Consider the following 16,472-nt stretch of genomic DNA (forward strand, 5'->3'; position numbering starts at 1 on the left):
CTAAAACTTTATGTCAACATAAATAGACTTTTTAAGTTCTTCAATCCAGTCTTCATAATGTTTATTATCTTTAAAAACTGTTGCATATTTCTTTATCCTGTCAAAATCAGTTTCAAGCGTTAGCTTATGAGGTTCATTCTTACCTGTTACTTTTAGCAGTTCATACCCGTAATTTATGTCATCTCCTACTTTAAGTGGTTTGCTTATATCATTCGTGTTAAGCAATCTGATTTCTTCTACATAGTTGCTGTCGAGTTTTTCAGCGGGTACAAACCCAATGTATCCGCCGGTTTGACTCGTTTCCTTATCTTCTGAATATCTTTTTGCACCCTCTTCAAACGTAAATCTGCCTGCATTAATGCTGTCCTTTATGTTGTTCAACAGTGCAATAGTTTCAAAATCTGAGGATTCGAGTTTCTTAAATGATACAAGTATATGTTGCGCCCTTAACTGGTCTCCTTTTTTCTCTGTCAGCTTTATTATGTGATATCCAAACTCAGTTTCAACAACATCCGAAACTTCGTTTAAATCAAGACTGTACAGTGCCTCTTCAAATTCTTTTACAAATATACCTTTCTTTGCAAAACCGAGATCGCCGCCGTTTACAGCCGAACCCTTATCATCAGAATTTCTTATTGCAAGTTCTGAAAAGTCAATACCCGCTTTAATGCTGTCAAGTATTTTTAATGCTGTTTCTTTTGAAAATTGTTTTTCTTGCTCGGTAAGCTTTCTGGATTTAAATATATGATACAGCTCAAATTCTTCCGGTGCAGGTGGTAAAGAGTCTTTATAATTGTTGTAGAAGTCTCTCACCTCTTTATCCGTTACCTTTGTCTGGCTCGTGAATTTCTTCCTCTTTAATTTGTCGCTCATCATTTTTTTGATGAGATCTTCTTTGAGCGTAAGTCTTATCTTCACCAGCGGCATTCCGTATATTTCCTGTATCCTCTCTTCTGAGCCAACTTGCTGTATAAGTGATTTCAATCTGTATTCAAGTTCTCTGTTTACTTCTTCATCCTTAACCTCAATGCTATCCTGCTCTGCTTTCGCAAGTATTATCTTGTCGGTTATCATCTGCTGGAATATCTGTTGTGCAATTACCGGACTCATTGAGGTAAGATTGTTCTGTCTTGCATACATTTGCATCTGATACTGAAGGTCGGATTCAAGTATTATATCGTTTCCTACAACAGCTATAATCCTGTCACCTTCTTTCTGTGCATAAATGTTAAATGCTGCCAGAAAGAAAAGTGGCAGTAATATTATTTTAAATATTTTTATTATCAAACTTTTTATTCTTTAAAAGCTTTTTTTAATTCTTCTTCGTAAACCTTAACTGGATATTTCTGTTTAAGTGCATCTACATAAGCCTTCTCGGTCTGTGCAAATTTTTCTTGTCTTAATGTGTTCGTTATTTCAGCTTTAACTTCATCAAGCGTTCTTGTCTTTTCAGTTTCACCGTCTTTTATCGTGTATGCCGCAATATTCGTATTGTAATATGCACTGATGTCTTCATCCGTTATCTTTATCTTGCTCGATATTTCTTCAAGGTCAACCTTTTCTCTTAGAAGTCCAGCCGTATATTCGTTCATCAGTTCGAGATAATCATCGTCTTTTTCAATATTTTCTTTTTGTGCAACTATGAATAATATCGGACTTGCAGAGATTTCATTTATTATCTTCGTTAATGTTGCAATTCCAAGGTTTGATGATGAGTATTCTCTGTTTACCTGTAAATACTGAAGAAAATCCTGAAGTGTTACAGAACCACCGTTGTAATTTGCGAGTTTGGTATTTTTATCAGTTGCTGCGAAAATACTGTCAAGATTCAGCATGGAAATTACTTTACTTGAATCAACCATCCTGTATAACATCGCTATTCCGCCCTTGTCCAATTCAAGATTGTAATCTTTTAGAGCTTTAGAGACGTATTTGTCATATTCCATCTTATACTGCATGCTTCTCTTAAACTCGTTCTTAAGATTTTCCTTTGCTTTATCGAATTCAGGATACTCTTTTATTTCAGTTACTTTGATTATATGCCATCCGTATGGTGTTCTTACAGGTGATGATACCTCTCCCACTTTTAGCAAAAATGCAGCACTGTCAAATGGTTGAACCATTCTCCTTCTGTCAAAAAATCCAAGGTCACCGCCTTTTGCTGCTGAACCGGGATCTTGTGAAACTTCCGACGCCACTTTACCGAAATCTTCACCACCTTTAATTCTTGCATACACCTCGTTTATCTTCTTTAATGATGCAGAAGAATCTAAAATTGCACCGGAACTATCTCTTTCATCCTGTATTAATATATGTGATGCTTTAATTCCGTCATTTCTTTTTTTCTTGTCTGTTACTTGCACTATGTGAAGTCCAAACATCGTTCTGATTGGTTCCTTTGTATATTCACCGGGACTCAGTTTATACACAGCTTCTTCAAATTCTGGTACTGTCATACCGCCCGTGAAATAATATAAATCACCACCGTTGCTTTTCGCTGACGGGTCTTCTGAAAATTCTTTCGCTACTTCTGAAAACGCCGTACCACTCTTTAATTTTTCGATAACCGCTTTTGCTTTCTCAAATGCTTTAACTGAATCCTCTGGAGTCGCCGTCTGAGGTAAATTAATTAGTATATGTGATGCTCTGATTTCAAACTTCTTTCTCTCATAAAGATCTTTTATGTACGGATCTGTTACTTTTTTATCAATTAAAAAAGCTGATAAATAATTCTTCTTGTATGAATCAAGGTCTGCTTTTATTTCTGCGCTGTTTAAATAACCTTTTTCCGTTGCATCAAGTACTTTAAGCTTTAATTTTATCATTAAATCTAAAAACTCTTTTCTTTGTTCCAGAGTTGTCTTTTTTGCAGAATCAAGATTGTTACCTATTGACTTCAGAAATTGGTCCTCAAACTGGTACATTAAAATCTTTTCGCTGCCTATTTCGGCTACTACAGATTTGTTTTTCTTATTATTACATCCTGTCGCTAAGAAAACAGACGAAATAATAGTTACTATGAGCAATAAAAGTAATGGTTTTTGACTTTTCATTTTAGCAATTAAATTTTGAATAAACTTCAATTTTACCTATTTTATGAAAGAATAACAAGTCAATGAATTTATTAAAATCTCCATTTGGGCTTGTTTTACAAGCTGTTTTTAAAAAATTTTCATAGTAAGAAGTGATTTTGACTTTAATCCCCTTAATACTTTTGGTAGTCTTAATTGTTGTTTTTGCTATTGGTTTTATTACTTAAATGTAAATCCTCCTTTCAACTTAATAAAAACAATATCTTAATAACACTATGTAATAACAAACCTTTATTCAATTTTCCGATTCAAAATCCTTTCACATCCAGTTCATTTTCGGTTCAAATTCGATGCTTTATGGGTCAGGAAGGGTGTTCATTAGGTAAAATATGGCGTAATTACAGATTCCGAACTATTATAGCATAAATCATCTGATTGTCATCGATTTAGGCTTATTTACTCGTATTTTAATCTTATTTTCTATTTCTTTTATTGGTTTAACTATATATTTTACTGTTATTCAAAAATTTGACCCATAACTCAGATAGAAATAAGTTATTTTTACTTCTAACAGCATCTTTTCTCGTGAGAAGTATTGTTGCCGCTAATATTGACTTGAGCAATGATGAGGTAAATTACTGGGCTTATGCAATGTATCCCTCACTGAGCCATTTCGACCATCCCCCCATGGTTGGCTACATCATTCAGTTGTTCACCTTAAACCTTACGTTTCAAAGTGAATTTTTTATCCGTTCAGCATCTCTTGTCATTGGTACGGTAAATACTTATATATTTTTTCTCATAGGTAAGCGTTTGTTCGATTTCAACACAGGTCTAACCGCAGCAATCCTTTATACAGGTTCTGTGTATTGTTCTGTCATACTTGGTTTGTTTATTCTGCCCGATACTCCCTTATCTCTTTTTTGGCTTCTGACATTTTATTTTGCATTAGTCGTTGTTCCTCAGAAAAGCCCTGACAATAGAAATCGAAAATTATTTCTTCTGCTCGGTGTTTTAATTGGTCTCGGTATGATTTCTAAATATACCGCTACTATTCTTTGGATAGGAATCATTGCATATATACTCTTCGTAAACCGTTCATGGCTAAAGACAAAAGAATTGTATATCTCTATCCTGTTGTCGGTTTTATTGTTTCTGCCTGTCATTATCTGGAATTTTCAAAATGATTTTATAAGCTTCACTTTTCAGGGAGAAAGAGTAAGCCTTTCAGAATCCAAACTTCGTTTTGATTTTCTTGGAACTGAACTGGCTGGTCAAATATTTTATAATAATCCAATTAACTTTGTTGTTATCATATTGTCTTTGATAGCTCTATTCAAAAAGAAATTTGCAATTCAAAAAGATTACGCCGTTCTTCTTTTACTATGGAGTCTACCTATTATATTTGTATTCCTGCTCTCGTCTTTGACCCGCAGAACCCTTCCTCATTGGTCTGCACCTGGATACTACGGATTAATTATTATTGCAGCAGCTTTTCTTAGCAGTATCTCTAAAAACAAAGTTCATGTCAGCGCTAAATTGTCTGTTTTTCTTATCACCATAGTGATTCTCCTCGGATTTATTCAGATCAAAACAGGTGTTCTCTATAACGACGTTAAAGATAGAACTCCCGTTAACCTCGGGGAAAATGATGCCTCCTTGGATTTGTTCGGATGGCATCAGCTCTCAGAGGAATTCAGTAAAATTTATCAAAGAGACTTAGCTAATAAAAGCATAACTCCTAATCCTTTTATTATAACATGGAGATGGTTCCCTGCAGCTAACTATGACTACTATATTGGTAATTCCACAAAAGTATTTTCATACGCAATAGGTGGACTTGAAAACATAAGAAATTATTTCTGGATTAACAGGAAAAGAATCCCTCCCGTAATTGGCAGTGATGCTTACTATATTTGTTCCAGCAGGGATTATAACCTGCCCTCAAAGTTCTACTCAGAATATTTTACGAAATTTGAAACTGCTGATACAATAAGGATTATGCGAAGTGATTTAAATGTGATGAATTATTTTGTATTCAGAATGAAAGGTTTGTCTAAAAAGCCATAATGTATACTAAATTTATTAAATCACTCCTCCCGATTTTTTATTTGTACATACAAACATACATTGAATGAAGTTATTCTTAAAAATATTCCTTTGGGCGGTCATCATTATAGTATTAATATCATTGATACCTTACATTATTTCTCCCGCTTATGAATTTGATGATCCATCTCCGTTTAAAGGCAGCAGTCTATACAATCCTTACAAAGATATTCAAAACAATAATTGGTATAAAGCAAACCTGCATTCACATTCTGACGTCTGGGGGAACTTGGCTGACGGTAGATCGTCAACTCCTGAAGCGATACATAAAGTATACAGTGATATGGATTACGATATAATAGGAATCTCAAATTACATGAACCTTAACGTAACTGATTCTCACAAAGATAAACTCTTTCCGGTGTATGAACACGGTTTTGGTATTTGGAAAAATCACTATCTCGTTGTAGGCGCCGATGATATAAGTTTAATTGATTTCGTTTATTATCCAACATTGAATAATAAGCAGTTTCTGATTAATCTTCTTAAAACAGAGAATAATCTGATATCTATAGTTCATCCATGGATGCGGAATGCCGTTTCTCTTAATGATGTTGCTTATCTTGATAATTATGATTGTATTGAAATTTGTCGATACAGCAGAACTTCAGTTGAATACGTTGATAAAGCTCTTTCCTCTGGCAAGAGCATCAAACTTATTGCAAATGATGATTCTCATAATATCAACGACCAGGATGAAATAGGTAAAGGTCTAACAATTATCAACTCAAAATCAAAATCTTACGATGATTTGATTTCTGCGGTTCGGCAGGGAAGTGCTGTGTCTGTAAACCTGATTAAATCTGGATTTAATTCTTTTGAATTAAAAAATTATAACATTACCAGATTACCGAATTTAATCAGGTTCGATGTTACAGGAGATTCTATCAGTTTAGCCTTCGATTCTGTTGCTGCAAAAATTAAATTTATTGGCCAGGATGGTGTGATGAAATCGATAGTCCCTAACACTTATGAAGCTGCTTATACGTTTAAGAACGATGACTCTTATATTCGCGTTGAAACAGAATTCAGTAGCAATGCAATTTACTATTTAAATCCTGTTTACAGATATGATTCATTGTACAGTAAAACCTATACAGCAAAAATTAATTATCCGCTGTCTGTTATTTACTATGTATTATGGATTTCCGGAATAATAATAGTAGTATTAATATATAAAAGGAAGATTTACCGTAAAAATAATCTTTAGACAGTTTTTATCATTGGTTTAAGTCTGTAAGTCAGGTTATAAAGCAGCAGTTCAAGATTCACATTCTTGTCAATATCACTGATAAACATTTCTAAAGTGTTTATTATCTCATATTCGTTGCATCTAAGTCTTGTAACAAAATTTGTTACATTTTCTTCTATGTCCCGGTTTATCAGCCTGTTTTCGTTCTGGGATTTCTTTATTATTATGTCTCTGAACCATAACTGCATTAAATAAAGATATTGCTTTACAAGGTTCCTGTCCCTCTCCTTTATTAATGAAGAAATTATATTCGTTATTTCCAGATATTTGTTTCCAACAATATATCTTATATGATTTATCCCTGTATTTCTTAAAGAAAGAAAATTACAGTTTATTATGTTTTTCAAATTTTGCAGACTTCCGTTTGCAAGATTAATAATTAGCCTTATTTCTTCCTCTATTGTTTCTGGATGGTTTTCCTTAATGTATTCCTTTAGGTCGTAATTGCTTATAGGACTAAACTTAAGTTTTTGGCATCTCCCGACAATAGTTGGCAGTAATGAATTCAGCTTCGATGTTGTCAGTATTAAAACCGAATCACCGGGAGGTTCTTCAAGTACTTTCAGGAATGAATTTGCTGATTCACGTCTCATTAGATCTGCATTCGAGATTAAATAAATTTTCTTCTTTCCTCTTTCTCCGGTAAGGTATATCTCCTTCTTAATTTGTCTTATACTTTCAATCTTTATAGTGGTTGCTTTAGGTATGTCTATTCGGTGATAAGGATCTGTTGATTTTAACTTTAACTCTGTATTTAATGTGTCAAGGTCAGAGTCTGTTAAAATACCTTCTCCCTCACTATCCTCTTTCTTAGTCGTGGGAAGTGCCGTAATGAATTTAAACAAAGTGGAGTTTAACCTCATCGTTGTTTTGCAACTGTTGCATTCATCGCATGAACCTAATTCTTCATTTGGATTATCGCAGTTTAACAGTTTTGCAAATTCTATCGCAACGGCATCTTTCCCGGTCCCTTCTATTCCGTAAAATATGAATGAATGCGGTACCCTTCCGCTTTTGTAAACGTTTTTAAGAATATTAATAACATGCTTCTGACCCTTGATGTTCTTCCACATAATCTAAAAAGTGTTTCCTATACCAAATTGAAGTGCAAACTTGTCTTGAAATATCTGTGTGATATTATTCTGCCACAACCAGGTATTCGTACCAGGTGCTGGCTCGTAGTCATAAAACTTAAATCCGAAATCCAGTCTTACCGGTCCCACTATCGTGTAGTATCTTAATCCTACTCCGATTGCCACCGCAAGATCATTAGGCCTAAAGTCATTTATGTTGTACCAAAGGTTTCCTATATCGATGAATGATACAAATCCGAAATCTTTTATTATACCCTTCATATCATAAAACGGTCTTGTCCGGTGCTCTATAGTTCCCTCAACTATAAAATTACCTCCGTTTTCCCTACCGTCAAACGTTCCAAGTTTTCTTGCATTCCATCCCCTTACACTCGTACTTCCTCCTGCAATGAATCTTGAGTCAATCGGAACAACATCAAGCGTATAATCCTCATCACTCGTACTTAATTTTAGCGAATTATCTCCGTACTCAAATATATTTCCGATTAGGAATTTCGTTGCAATTGTCGATTTATCGGGCCTGCTCGTTATCGGAATATAATATTTATTGATGAATGACAGTTTAACGTAATTAACTGTCGAGATGTCAAAAAGTTTACTTATAGCTGTGCCAAGTAATCCGCTTTCTTCTACCAGAAATGATTGATATATCCCACCGGTTGGAAACTGGAAATTGTCAATCCTGGAATGGACAAGTGTAAGTCCTAAAATTGAGCTGAATATGTTTACAAATGCTCCGGTTGGAATTGTTGAAAATGATGAATCATCTTCGTTATATCCTAACAATGGATATTTGAAAGTTACCCTCTGGTTTTTAAGATTCCAGTCTAATGTAAGATTGTTCAGATATGTATGTCTTGGCAGTTCGTAATTAATTGATGCCTTATTCTTTATTTCCTCAATTCTGAAATCGTCAATTGAAAAAATCGCAGTGCTTAGATTGTTGCTGCCTGTAATTTTATTATTGTTAAATATATGCGGCTGAAATAATTCAAGGATTAATTCAAGTCTGTAGTTTTCTAATGAGTTTGCAAGTGCTCTTGCTTTTATCGAAAAAGTTCTCGGATCTTTTAAGAAATACTTATCCGAAAAAGTTAACCCTATCCCACCGAACATCGAATTACTAATATAATATGCTAATATCTCAGGCTGTATTTCATACTTATTTCTTACTGACCCGACGATTTTAAAGTTAATATTATTGTTAACAGTATCAATATCAGACAGGACAATTCTTGCATTCTCAAGTATTGCTATTCTGTTTAATCTGTTTTCACTTTGTACTAGTACCTCTTTGCTATATATATCATTCTCTTTGTATTCAAGCTCATACATAATATCATCCAGATCAATATTGTATTTCTTGTTATCAATATCAATAACGGTTCTTCCAAATCTGTAACTTGATCCCGTCTCATATTTTAAATTTATTGAGAGTTTGTAATCCAGTTCCGGTTTGTTCGATTCATATTTCATAATCTCCGGTGGTTCCATGCTTGCAAATGAATATCCGTTATTCTGAAGGAACCTCAATACTCGTCCCGCTTCTGCCAAAACAGCGGATTTAGTGTACCTGTCTCCTGTATAAATTTCAATATCATCTGATTTAAATAGATTCGCACGCAAATCTTCAGGTAAATTCTCAAACCCGGTGTAGTTTACCTTGTATATAAGATAAGGGGAATTTGCTGTTATTTTAAAACTTACCGAAATCTCGTTCTTCTCGATTTTGATGTTAGTTGAAGTGTCGATGAATGCATCTATGAATCCGTTATCAAAATAAAATTTCTCGATTCTTTGTACATCAAGTGAAAATTCTTCAGCATTGTAATAATCAGAACTGCCTGTTTTTATGATGTTGTATATTTCACTTCTGCTGAAGATGTCAGAATCTTTGAATTCAATATTAACTTCATCGAGTTTTAATTTATTCGATGAGTCATCATCTTCATCTTGAGGATATGAAAATTTAGCAATAAAAAGAAATATTATTAAGTATAGTAAAAATCTGTCCAACAAACATCCTTGTTATTTAATAAATGAGCCTGTGAAGTTTAATTCACAGACTCAAAATCATTAACCTTTAATAATTGTTTCTAAATTGATTAGAAGTCTTTATTTTCTTCGTCATAAAAGAAATCCTCATCAGTAGGATAATCGAGCCAGATTTCCTCTATGCTCTCATACGGTTCTTCAGTATCCTCAAGATCTATTAAATTATCAACAACTTCTTTTGGCGCACCTGTTCTGGTTGCGTAATCTATAAGCTCTGCTTTGTTTGCAGGCCATGGAGCATCGTCGAGATATGATGCTAACTCCAATGTCCAGACCATTAAATAACCTCCAAGTTAATTTAGTATTTTTAAAATTTTCTTATTCAAAATCATGTTCAAAATATTCAGTGCTTCTTCCGTAACGTAAGCTGTCTTTGTTCCTTCCGTTTCTGGAATTGCTCTCTATCTTTTGGGCTAATTGTTTTTCAAATACCTTCGCGGCATCATAGCCGTAATGCTTGCAAAGATAGTTAAGTGCTATAACTTCTGCAATGACAGTAATATTCTTACCCGGAAAAATGGGTAGATTTATTTTCTCAACATCAACTCCCAGTACGTTTATCATCTTGGAATCAAGACCTGTCCTGTCATAAGCCTTTTCGCTGTCCCAGTGCTCAAGCTCAACAATTACCTCAACTCTCTTTTGGTATCTTATTGCTCTTATGCCGAAAATTCTCTTTATATCAATTATCCCCAGTCCCCTTATCTCCATAAAATGTTTTACAAGTGATGTCCCCGAACCCATCAGAACATTTTCGTATTTTTTGGATACTATCGTTATATCGTCTGCTACAAGCCTGTGTCCTCTCTCTACTAAATCTAATGCAATTTCACTCTTTCCGATTCCCGACCATCCGCAAAATAATAATCCAACGCCATACACATCAACAAATGAAGAATGTATAGCTGCCTGAACTGAAAATTGATCATCCAGAAAATCACTTAACAGCGATACCAGCGTTGTCGAATGATGAGAAGTCACAAAAACTGGTACACGATTCTTGTCAGCATATTTAAGTATTTCTGCAGTGGGTTTGTTTCCGTGCGTAAATATAATACATGGAACACTAAACGAAAAATATTTCTTAAATACCTTAATCCTCTCCTGTTTGGTGAGTTTTGAAAGGTACCTGTTTTCGGTGTTGCCGAATATCTGTATTCTTGTAAACGAAAACAATTCTACGTATCCCGCTAAGGCTAATCCCGGCCTGTGTAAATCTTTGTCCGTTATTAGCCTTTTGGTATCAATATCTGATTTAGTTGCTTTCTTAAGTTTAAATCTGTCTTTACATTGATTAAAGAAAAACTCAACAGTGATATTGTCTTTCTTAATATGTTTTATGTTCTTGAGGCTATCTATCAATATTATATTTTTTTAGCTTTTTTGTCTCTTTTCTTTTTATCTTTTACTTTATATAATTGTGCTCCGATTTTCTCAATGGCTGCATCTATTGCTCGATCAAAGTCTCCCGATGATTCTTTCGTTGTTAATGTTTTTTCCTTCAACTTTAAAATGATTTCACAGTATTTTATGTCTGCAGGTGGTTTATCATATGATAAAATCACATCTGCGTAAATAATATTTTCGTTGTATTTGTTTAATTCTTCAACCTTAGTTTTAATGTAATCTTGTGTTGATTCCTTAGCTTTGAAATGTCTGGCTGTGATTTGAATTTTCATATCTGTAAAGTTTAAAGTTTATAAAATGTTAAAGAACGGTTTACTCTGCAATATGCAAAACTATATAAAATTATGCAATAAACAAAATATAAAGTTGCTTTTATCCTATAAAATAGTTAAAATTGTATATTCCTTCTTGATTTTTTTATTATTATACTCGGTTTTCTTGAAATTGTTTTAAAATTATTGAAATTTTCGCTAAAAATATACCTGGTTTTCCTTTCGGTTACTCTTTTATGGACTTGCAGTTTGGTTCTAATTCCTTATTTGGAGTCTTTGGGCGGGAAGTTGGCTGATATTTCTTTGTTTGGTTATTCATTCTTTTCATCAACTTGTCATCAGATTGAAGAAAGATCTTTCTTTCTTTTTGGATATCCTCTCCCGGTGTGCTCAAGATGTTCTTCTGTTTATTTTGCATTTTTGCTTTCTGTTGTATTCTATCCTTTTCTTAAGGGGATTGAAAATAAAAAACTCCCCTCAATCTGGATTTTATTGATTGTTTCTTTGTTTGTATTCCTGGATGCTATTTTAGATATTTCAGAAATAATTAAAAATACTTTTATTTCAAGATCCGTGACTGGTGCTTTAATAGGTTTTTTACTTCCGTTTTATCTGATTCCGGGCACGATAAATTTTGCTAACGAAATATACATAAAATTTTTTGACTCATAATATGAATGAACAAGATGGCTTAAATCGCTTGAAACCTGTGCTGATTAGTTTTTTAGTGATGTCATTGTTATCTATCGCTCCATTATTAAATTTCATTAACCTGCTTTTCTGTGCCGGTATTATGATGGGTGGTGTAGCTGGTGTCTTGTCATTAAAAAAACAATTTCAGCAGCCTGATTCTGCTATCGTTTATAAAGATGCTGTCTTGATTGGTGTCTTCAGTGGTATTATGTCCGCTGTTTTTGTTAGCGGATTCAATATTATAACGATGATGTATTCGGATGTTAATCCTATCTCAGAATCGCTTAAATTTTTTGGTGACTTAGTTAAAGACCTTCCTCCCGAAGCAAACAATCAGATTAGTATTCTTGCTGACGAATTCAATAAATATGGTTATTCTCCAACTCTTGCTGTATTCACGTTTATTTCTAACCTTATTATATACCCTTTGTTCGGTGCTATTGGTGCTTTAATTACTGCAACAATAGTAAATAATAAAAATAAAAATACCGCAAAGTTATAATGGAAATATATTTCAATTATTTTCAAACAATGTTAAATTATTAATAAAACTATTGCATGCAAGAATATTCTGGAGTACTACATATTCATTCAACATATTCGGACGGTACGGGTTCACCCGATCATATTGCTCAGGCTGCTAACGAAACAGGACTGGATTTCCTTATTCTTACCGACCATAATACTATTCAGGCAAAAACCGATGGCTATGAAAAGTTTTACAACAATACTTTGTTTATAGTTGGTTATGAATTAAATGATGTATATAATAAAAATCACTATCTTGTTTTTGGTCTTGATGAACTTGTTGGAACTTATAAAGTGATTGAGAATAATGAACTTGGTTGTAAATTAAGTGCTTCTGAATATGTTAGCGAAATCCGGAATAAAGGTGGAGTGGGTTTTATTGCTCATCCTTTTGAAAAAAGGAGCAGCTTTCCCGAACATCCCCCATATCCATGGACAGAATGGAATACTGAGGATTTTGACGGTATCGAGATTTGGAATCACATGAGTGAGTGGGTTGAAGGTTTGAATGAAGTTAACAGAATTAATCGTTTTATTCATCCTTTAAGGTCTGTTATTGAGCCGTGTAAAATGGCCGTAAAAAAATGGGATGAACTGAATCTTAAAAGGAATACTCCAGCTGTCGGAAGTGTTGATGCTCATGCTCATAAAATGAACCTTATGGGATTTTATAACGTTGAGGTCTTTCCATATAAGGTTTTGTTTAAATCCATTCGTACTCATGTATTGATTGACCAAAAAATTGTTTTTGGAGATAATAACAATTTTAATACATATAAGAACAGCATAATTGGTGCTCTTAAAAAGGGACGCTCATTCATCGCAAATTATTATAACGGCGATGCAAAGGGTTTTAGGTTCTTTGCTGAATTCGATGGCGTTAATTATCAGATGGGAGACGATATTATATTAAATAACGGTAAAAAAAGTGTTGTTCTGAACTTCCTGCTTCCAGGAGAAGCTATTGTTAAAGTTATGCGAAACGGTGAATGTATTCATGAGTCAAAAGGATTTGGAGGTATTTGGGATGTTAATAATGAAGGTTGTTATCGGATTGAATGCTGGAAAGAGGGAAGAGCATGGATATTTTCTAATCATATAAGAATTTTAAAAAACTGATATTTAATTGAAAGAATTCATACTACCCGAAGATATCTATTTATCGGATGATAAATCCGTCAGGGCAAATTGTGGTGTCTTTGGAATCTTTAATCATCCAAAATCTGCAATTATGACTTATTATGGACTCCATGCCTTGCAGCATCGAGGACAAGAATCTGCAGGAATTGTTGCTTCAGAATTTATTTCCGATAAAAATAAATACAGGTTCAATGTTCATAAAGGTCACGGATTGGTTTTATCAATATTTGATGAAGATACACTGGTGAATAATCTTAAAGGGACCTCAGCTATCGGTCATAATAGATATTCTACTACAGGTTCTTCTCATAAACGGAATAACATTCAACCCTTTAAAGTTAATTATAAAGACGGAAATCTTGCACTTGCCCACAATGGTAACCTTACCAATGCAAATTTTCTCAGAAAAATGCTTCAGGATGATGGTACCATTTTTCAGACATCAACTGATACAGAAATTATGCTTCATCTTCTTGCTCGTAGTAAAGAAGATGATTTTATTCATCAATTACTAGATGTTTTTAGGCAGGTTAGAGGTTCTTATTCTGTCGTTATTCTGACTGACGATAAATTAATTGCTGCTCGGGATCCTTATGGGGTTCGTCCCTTTGTAATGGGTAAGCTTGATGATAGTTACATATTTGCATCAGAGACTACCTCACTTGATATACTTAACGCTGAATATATTAGAGATGTCGAACCGGGTGAAATAATTGTCATCGATAATGAAGTCATTAAAACTGGTAATGTAAAATCATTCTATATTGAAAAGGTTTCAAAATATAAGCATTGCATCTTTGAATATATCTATTTCAGCCGTCCCGATAGTCAGATATTCGAGGAGAAAGTAGATAAGGTCAGAAGGAAAATTGGTGCTGCTCTTGCAATAGAAAACCCGCCTCCGGATAAAGACAATCCCGCTGACGATAAAGAAAAAAAGGTTATTATTATTAATGTTCCTGACTCTTCCAATACAGCAACGCTTGGCTACTTCAATGAATGTGTAAAGAAGACTAAAAATATTAAGCACGAAATAGGTCTGATAAGAAGTCACTACGTTGGTAGGACATTCATTGAACCCGGACAGGATCATAGGCAGATGAAAGTTAAAACCAAATTTAATGTTGTTAAAGGTGTTCTCGCTAACAGAAAAGTTGTAATCGTTGATGATTCCATCGTTAGAGGTACTACTCTAAAACTCCTTGTCGATTTAATAAAACAAGCAAAACCAAAAGAAATTCATCTGCGAATAACTTCGCCACCTATTGTTTCTCCATGCTATTATGGTATGGATTTCCCGTCAAAAGAGGAACTGATAGCAAATCAGTTTAATTGCGATATTGAATCAATTCGAAAATCACTTGGTGTTGAATCTCTGAACTACTTATCCGTTGAGAGTTTGCTGGAATCTGTTCCTAAAACGACGGATAAAACAGACTATTGTACTGCATGTTTCACTAAAAATTATCCAATTCCTATTGAAATTGAAACCGAGAAAACAAAATTTGACGAATAAAACAAATAAAATATTATGGAATTAGCACAAAAATTGTTTCACAAATCCCGTAGAGAAAAACTCAATAATATCCTTGATGAAAATTCATTGGTTATCGTTTTGAGTGCAATTAATGTTCAGCGTTCTTTTGACGACAGCTATAAATTTAAGCAGAATAAAAACTTCTATTACCTCACTGGTTTTAATGAACCGAATTCAGCTTTGTTTCTCGCTCCCGGTGGTATGGAGCTGTTCGATGAGAAATCGAGGAAGAAAGTGAAAACTAAAGAAATCTTGTTCGTTCAAAAGAAAGACCCTTTGAAGGAAACGTGGATTGGTAAAAGACTTGGTTTTGAAAACGTTACTAAGGAAATCGGTATTAATACAGGTCTTGTTAATTCAAAACTTGGTGATGTTCTCGCAGATTTAATCTCAAGAGATAAGTACAATAAAATTTATTTAAGTCTCTTTGATATGGGCTTCATACGTGGTGAAATAAAGGAACAGCTTAAAAGTTTTATATCTTCTTTCATTACTCTGTCTTCGAATGTTCAAATATTGGATTATAATTTACTTCTCGGGAAAATGCGTAATATCAAAAATGACTTTGAAATTGAACAGGTTAGATATGCTTCAACAGTTACTGCTGCAGGGTTTTACAACACTATTCAGTCAATCAAACCTGGTATGTATGAGTATCAGGTGCAGACACTGCTTGAGTATAATTATAAGCAGCTCGGTTGTCAGGATGTCGCTTTTGAAACGATAGTTGCAGGTGGTAATAATTCATGTATCCTTCATTATAACACCAACAGAAATAAATTGAAAAGCGGAGAACTTGTATTGATAGACTCTGGTGCAGAGTTTAATTATTACAACGGCGACCTCACAAGAACAGTTCCTGTAAATGGTAAATTCACAAAAGAACAAAGGCAAATTTATCAGATTGTTCTCGATGCTCAGTATGCTGTCATTAAGAAAATAAAACCCGGTGTCAAACTCACTGATTTAAAAAAGTATTCAGTAGAACAGCTTAAGAAAGGAATGCAAAAACTCGGACTACTTAAAAAAGGTTTTGACATTACAAAATATACTCTCCACGGTGTTGGACATCATATAGGGCTCGATACACATGATGCAGTCGCAAACAAAAAGATAGGAAATAACGATTTTGATAAATTGTTTGTCGGAAGTATAATTACCGTTGAACCCGGTATTTACTTCCCTGAAGATGCTAAAGAGATTCCTGCAAAGTACAGAAAAATTGGTGTACGTATTGAAGATGACGTGCTCGTAACAAAAAATGGTTGTGAAGTCCTGTCTGATTCGCTGCCAAAAGAAATTGAGGATATTGAATATTTGATGTGTTAATCAAATTTTAATTTATATCTGATA

At 33.9% G+C, this 16,472-nt stretch carries 14 protein-coding genes; 7 read left to right on the top strand and 7 right to left on the bottom strand.

What is annotated here, in order from left to right; translation table 11 throughout:
- The gene (locus tag WC644_12620; protein MFA5012779.1) at positions 1-1,287 is read right to left on the bottom strand and encodes a peptidylprolyl isomerase; all 1,287 of its coding nucleotides are present in this window, start codon (positions 1,285-1,287) and stop codon (positions 1-3) included.
- A gap of 5 nt (positions 1,288-1,292) precedes the next feature.
- Positions 1,293-3,053 carry a peptidylprolyl isomerase gene (locus WC644_12625; protein MFA5012780.1) on the bottom strand — a complete coding sequence of 587 codons (1,761 nt, stop codon included), beginning with the start codon at positions 3,051-3,053 and terminating at the stop codon, positions 1,293-1,295.
- Between the two features lie 507 nt (positions 3,054-3,560).
- Between WC644_12625 and WC644_12630 the strand changes: the two genes are divergently transcribed.
- On the top strand, positions 3,561-5,102 hold the full coding sequence (locus WC644_12630; protein MFA5012781.1) for a glycosyltransferase family 39 protein: 1,542 nt from the start codon (positions 3,561-3,563) through the stop codon (positions 5,100-5,102).
- A 64-nt stretch (positions 5,103-5,166) separates the two neighbouring features.
- Positions 5,167-6,351, top strand: coding sequence for a hypothetical protein (locus tag WC644_12635; protein ID MFA5012782.1), 1,185 nt, complete (start codon positions 5,167-5,169; stop codon positions 6,349-6,351).
- Here WC644_12635 and WC644_12640 read toward each other — a convergent pair.
- The 5 genes from WC644_12640 to raiA form a co-directional block, all read right to left on the bottom strand.
- Positions 6,348-7,466, bottom strand: a complete 1,119-nt coding sequence (locus tag WC644_12640) for a hypothetical protein (protein MFA5012783.1) — start codon at positions 7,464-7,466, stop codon at positions 6,348-6,350. The two genes, WC644_12635 and WC644_12640, sit on opposite strands and share 4 nt — an antisense overlap.
- Before the next feature lie 3 nt (positions 7,467-7,469).
- Positions 7,470-9,503 (bottom strand): BamA/TamA family outer membrane protein, encoded by a 2,034-nt coding sequence (locus WC644_12645; GenBank protein MFA5012784.1) that lies wholly within the window; start codon positions 9,501-9,503, stop codon positions 7,470-7,472.
- Positions 9,504-9,592: 89 nt separating this feature from the next.
- Positions 9,593-9,820: a DUF2795 domain-containing protein gene (locus tag WC644_12650; protein ID MFA5012785.1), complete on the bottom strand. Its 228-nt coding sequence runs from the start codon at positions 9,818-9,820 to the stop codon at positions 9,593-9,595.
- Between the two features lie 40 nt (positions 9,821-9,860).
- Complete coding sequence (gene hprK / locus WC644_12655; protein MFA5012786.1) at positions 9,861-10,904, bottom strand: HPr(Ser) kinase/phosphatase; 1,044 nt, start codon at positions 10,902-10,904, stop codon at positions 9,861-9,863.
- Between the two features lie 2 nt (positions 10,905-10,906).
- Positions 10,907-11,221 (bottom strand): ribosome-associated translation inhibitor RaiA, encoded by a 315-nt coding sequence (gene raiA / locus WC644_12660; GenBank protein ID MFA5012787.1) that lies wholly within the window; start codon positions 11,219-11,221, stop codon positions 10,907-10,909.
- 288 nt (positions 11,222-11,509) lie between these two features.
- On the opposite strand from raiA, the gene WC644_12665 reads away from it, so the two are divergent.
- Genes WC644_12665 through WC644_12685 form a run of 5 tightly spaced genes read left to right on the top strand, consistent with a single transcriptional unit; the run spans position 11,510 to position 16,448 of the window.
- Positions 11,510-11,893 (top strand): DUF2085 domain-containing protein, encoded by a 384-nt coding sequence (locus WC644_12665; GenBank protein MFA5012788.1) that lies wholly within the window; start codon positions 11,510-11,512, stop codon positions 11,891-11,893.
- A gap of 1 nt (position 11,894) precedes the next feature.
- Entirely contained in the window at positions 11,895-12,416 is a 522-nt protein-coding gene (locus WC644_12670) for a hypothetical protein (protein MFA5012789.1), read from the top strand.
- A gap of 56 nt (positions 12,417-12,472) precedes the next feature.
- The gene (locus WC644_12675; protein ID MFA5012790.1) at positions 12,473-13,561 is read left to right on the top strand and encodes a CehA/McbA family metallohydrolase; all 1,089 of its coding nucleotides are present in this window, start codon (positions 12,473-12,475) and stop codon (positions 13,559-13,561) included.
- Between the two features lie 7 nt (positions 13,562-13,568).
- Positions 13,569-15,098: an amidophosphoribosyltransferase gene (purF, locus tag WC644_12680; protein MFA5012791.1), complete on the top strand. Its 1,530-nt coding sequence runs from the start codon at positions 13,569-13,571 to the stop codon at positions 15,096-15,098.
- Between the two features lie 15 nt (positions 15,099-15,113).
- Positions 15,114-16,448, top strand: coding sequence for an aminopeptidase P family protein (locus tag WC644_12685; GenBank protein ID MFA5012792.1), 1,335 nt, complete (start codon positions 15,114-15,116; stop codon positions 16,446-16,448).
- Positions 16,449-16,472 lie beyond the last annotated feature (24 nt).

Source organism: Ignavibacteria bacterium (genome assembly GCA_041649015.1).
Classification (GTDB): Bacteria; Bacteroidota; Ignavibacteria; order Tepidaquicellales; family Tepidaquicellaceae; genus CAIKZJ01.